General features: G+C 67.1%; 4 protein-coding genes. 2 read left to right on the top strand and 2 right to left on the bottom strand.

Annotated elements, in window-relative coordinates; translation table 11 throughout:
- Position 1 precedes the first annotated feature (1 nt).
- Positions 2–568, top strand: coding sequence for a serine O-acetyltransferase EpsC (gene epsC / locus AC1DHD_RS14625; RefSeq protein ID WP_476880408.1), 567 nt, complete (start codon positions 2–4; stop codon positions 566–568).
- 84 nt (positions 569–652) lie between these two features.
- Here the strand turns inward: epsC and AC1DHD_RS14620 are convergent, their stop codons facing one another.
- The gene (locus tag AC1DHD_RS14620) at positions 653–1,486 is read right to left on the bottom strand and encodes an oxidoreductase (protein ID WP_476880407.1); all 834 of its coding nucleotides are present in this window, start codon (positions 1,484–1,486) and stop codon (positions 653–655) included.
- Positions 1,487–1,609: 123 nt separating this feature from the next.
- A complete protein-coding gene (gndA, locus tag AC1DHD_RS14615; protein WP_476880406.1) occupies positions 1,610–3,046 on the bottom strand; it encodes an NADP-dependent phosphogluconate dehydrogenase in 1,437 nt (478 codons plus the stop codon).
- A 225-nt stretch (positions 3,047–3,271) separates the two neighbouring features.
- Between gndA and AC1DHD_RS14610 the strand changes: the two genes are divergently transcribed.
- Entirely contained in the window at positions 3,272–4,009 is a 738-nt protein-coding gene (locus AC1DHD_RS14610) for a FadR/GntR family transcriptional regulator (protein WP_476880405.1), read from the top strand.
- Positions 4,010–4,207: the final 198 nt, after the last annotated feature.

The following is a 4,207-nucleotide window of genomic DNA, read 5'->3' as shown; positions in this document are numbered from 1 at the left end:
GCTGAAAGAAGACCTCGACGCCGCCCGGTCCCACGACCCGGCGGCGCGAGGTTCTTTTGAGAACTTCTTTGCCTACTCGGGCCTGCACGCGATCTGGGCCCACCGCGTGACGCACCGGCTCTGGCAGAACCCGTCGCTGCGCTTCCCTGCGCGGCTGATCTCCCAGCTGGCCCGCTTCCTGACCGGCATTGAGATCCACCCCGGCGCCACCATCGGCCGCCGCTTCTTCATTGATCACGGCATGGGTGTGGTGATCGGGGAGACCGCCGAGATCGGCGAGGACGTGATGATCTACCACGGCGTCACCCTGGGCGGCCGTTCGCTGGCCAAGATCAAACGCCACCCCACCATCGAGGACCGCGTGGTCATCGGCGCGGGCGCCAAGGTCCTCGGCCCCATCACAATCGGCCGGGACAGCGCCATCGGCGCCAACGCCGTGGTGGTCAAGGACGCGCCGGCCGAATCCATCCTCACCGGGGTGCCGGCCACGTGGCGGCACCGGGACGCCCAGCGCGAGACCAAGCCCGCCGTCGACCCGGCGGAATACCTGATCGAATACCGGATCTGAGCCCGGCGGCTCCCCCGGGCCCGGGTTGAGGTCCGGGCCCGGTTTGAGGTCCGGGCCGGGCGCCCGCGCCCGCTAGGTCTACACCTACCCCGGGAACCGCTTGTAAATGTTCCAGAGCACGACGTCGAAGACGCGGTCCGGGAGCAGCCTGCGCAGCAGCAGGATCGCCCGTGCCCCTTTACCCACCGGGTAGCGTGTCCTGGGTCGCGGGGACGTGGCGGCATGGACGATCGCGTCCGCGATGACCGCCGGGTGCGAGGACAGCGCCGACCCGTCCGTGGAACCCAGCGCGGCAGCCACTACCCTGGCTTGCGCCGCGTAGGGTCCCGACCCCGAGCTGGCCAGGAGCCCCTCGGCGGAGATACCGCCCCACTCCGACTGGGTTCCGCCCGGTTCGATGATGGACACGTCGATGCCATGCGGTTTGAGCTCCACCCGCAGGGAATCGCTGAGGCCCTCGACGGCGAACTTGGTGGCGTGATACCAGGAACCCAGCGGCTCGTACATCTTTCCGCCGATGGAGGAGATGTTGATGATCCTGCCCCGGCCGGCGGCCCGCATCGCCGGCAACACCAGCTGCGTCATACGCGCCAGGCCGAAGACGTTGACATCGAACTGCCGCCTGCCCTCCTCCAGCGCAACCTCCTCCAGCGAACCGTAGGACCCGTAGCCGGCGTTGTTGACCAGGACGTCAATCCGGCCATGGGCTGCCAGGACGTGGCCGACGGCGGCACTCATTGACGCCTCATCAGTCACGTCAAGCGGCAGGGTCCGGACGCCGTCGGCTTTCAACGGCTCCATCTTCTCCACCCGCCGGGCGCCGGCGTAGACGGTGAACCCGCGGGCGGCGAGTTTCCGGGCGGCCTCGTAGCCGATGCCGGTGGACGCCCCGGTGACAAAAGCGACGGGCTGGGTCATGAGCGGACTCCTTGAAAGTTGGCAGCGTGGGGGCGCCTGGCGGGTGCCTGGACCGGAAACGCGAACGGCCGGCGCTCCCACAGTATCGGGAAGCRCCGGCCGCCGGACCGCTGACGGCGTGGTCTAGTGCGTGTCCACGGCCTCGATTTCGGACTTGTCCTCGCCCCACAGGGTGTGGAACGTGCCCTCGGTGTCGATGCGCCCGTAGGTGTGGGCGCCGAACAGGTCGCGCTGTCCCTGGATCACGGCGGCCGGGAGGCGCTTGCGGCGCAGGCCGTCGTAGTACGCCAGCGAGGAGGAGAACACCGGCACCGGGATCCCGAGCTGCACGGCGGTGGCCACCACGCGGCGCCACGCCGGCAGGACCTCGCCAATGGCCTTCGTGAACGCCGGGGCGAACAGCAGGTTGGCGGGCTTCTCGTCGGCCGCGTAGGCCTTGGTGATTTCCTTCAGCAGCTCAGCACGGATGATGCAGCCGCCGCGCCACAGCGAGGCGATCTCGTCCAGCTTCAGGTCCCAGCCGTACTCCTTGGCGGCGGAGGTGAGCATGTCCAGGCCCTGCGCGTAGGAGACCAGCTTGGAGGCGTACAGCGCCTGCCGGACGTCCTCGACGAAGGTCTCCGGGACCTCGACGGCGGCTTCCCCGCCGGCGAGCAGGTCCTGGGCCAGCTTGCGCTGCTCCGACTGGGAGGACAGGGCGCGAGCGAAGACAGATTCGGCGATGCCCGACGTCGGGGATCCCAGTTCGAGGGCGGAGATGACCGTCCAGCGGCCGGTGCCCTTCTGGCCGGCGGCGTCCACCACGACGTCGACGAACGGCTTGCCGGTCTTGGCGTCCACATGGCCGAGGACCTCGGCGGAGATTTCGATCAGGAACGAGGCGAGCTCGCCCTTGTTCCACTCGGCGAAGATCTTCGACTGCTCGGCCGGTTCGAGGCCCGCGCCGGAGCGCAACAGGTCGAAGGCCTCGCCGATGACCTGCATGTCGGCGTATTCGATGCCGTTGTGGACCATCTTGRCGAAGTGGCCGGCGCCGTCGGTACCGATCCAGGCGCAGCAGGGCTGGCCGTCGACGTGGGCAGCGATCTTTTCCAGCAGCGGGCCGAGCGCCTCGTAGGACTCCTTGGAGCCGCCGGGCATGATCGAGGGGCCGTTGAGGGCGCCCTCTTCGCCGCCGGACACACCGATGCCGACGAAGTGCAGATCCTTCTTGGCCAGTGCAGCCTCGCGGCGGCGGGTGTCCTCGTAGTGGGAGTTGCCGGCGTCGATGATGATGTCGCCCGGCTCCAGCAGCGGTTCGAGCTGCTCAATCACGGAGTCCACGGGCTTGCCGGCCTTGACCATGATCAGCACCCGGCGCGGTTTCTCCAGGGAGTCGACGAGTTCCTGCAGGGTTTCCGTGCGGACGAAATCACCGTCCTTGCCGTGCTTCTCCAGGAGCGCGTCGGTCTTCTCCACGGATCGGTTGTGCAGGGCAACGGTGAAGCCATTGCGAGCCAGGTTCCGGGCCAGGTTGGCCCCCATCACCGCAAGGCCGGTGACACCGATGTGTGCTGACATCAAAACTCCAATTCATTCTGTGCATCGAGTGCAGTTCGTCCCGCGCTTGCTGCGGAACACGCTTCTTGGAAACGGTGGCTGTCGATAAACCATATGTATTTCCGCGGACAGCTGGAAAGCAGCGCCCACGTGGCGGAATACGTCGCGTCATAAACAGTCTATGTTTACGTCGGCCGGTGCGGTGTAGCCGCGGGAGCAGCGGCCAGCGCCACTATGCTTACGACTATGTCGACCAGCCTCCATCACCGCGCCATTGAGCACCTGGGCACCCGTATCATCGCCGGCGACCTCCCGGCCGGCCACGTAATGCTGGCCGAGCACCTCGAGGACGAGCTAAAGGTCTCCCGTTCGGTGGTCCGCGAGGCTGTCCGTGTGCTGCAGTCCCTCGGCCTGGTCGAGACCATCAAGCGCGTGGGTATCCGGGTGCTGCCCGCCAGCCGCTGGAACCCCTTCGACCCGCTCGTGATCCGCTGGCGCCTCGCCGGCGAGGGCCGCGGAGCACAGCTGCGCTCCCTTGCCGAGCTGCGCACCGCCGTCGAGCCGGTGGCCGCCGAACTGGCCGCGGGCAACGCCCCGGACGAGCTCCGCAGCCAGCTGGTGGAAACCTCCTATGCCATGCGGGAGGCCGGCATGGCCGGGGACGTGCAAAAATTCCTGGATCTGGACATCCAGTTCCATTCGCTGCTGCTGACCGGTTCCGGCAATGAAATGTTTGCCAACATGGTGGGCCAGGTTGCCGAGACGCTGACCGGACGCACCGTCCACGGCCTGATGCCGGACCATCCACGGACTTCGGCGCTGCAGTGGCACGTGGATGTGGCGGAGTCGATCGCCTCGGGCAATGGGGTGGCGGCCCGGGAGGCGTCCAACAAGATCATGCGCGAAACGATTGCCGACATGGAACCCACGTGGAAGGACCAGCCCCGTGTCTTTGTTCCGGTCCAGCAGCCGCGGCCGGCCTGAGCCGGCACCTCACGGACAATCACCATTTGTCCTGACGATGGCGTAATTCAACCGCAATGCGTTTCACATTTGGACGCATTCACGGTATATTTCTAGCAAGCCTTCCACCGCGGCATCCCCCAATAGTCGCGGTGGAAGGCTTTTCCAATTCCCGGCGGATTTCCGCGCCGGAGCTCCGGAGCCGGCACAGTCCTACGC

The organism is Arthrobacter sp. 05L45_2, from assembly GCF_056397525.1.
The sequence above is the reverse complement of the archived record's forward strand: the minus strand, read 5'-3'. Positions and strand labels throughout refer to the sequence as shown.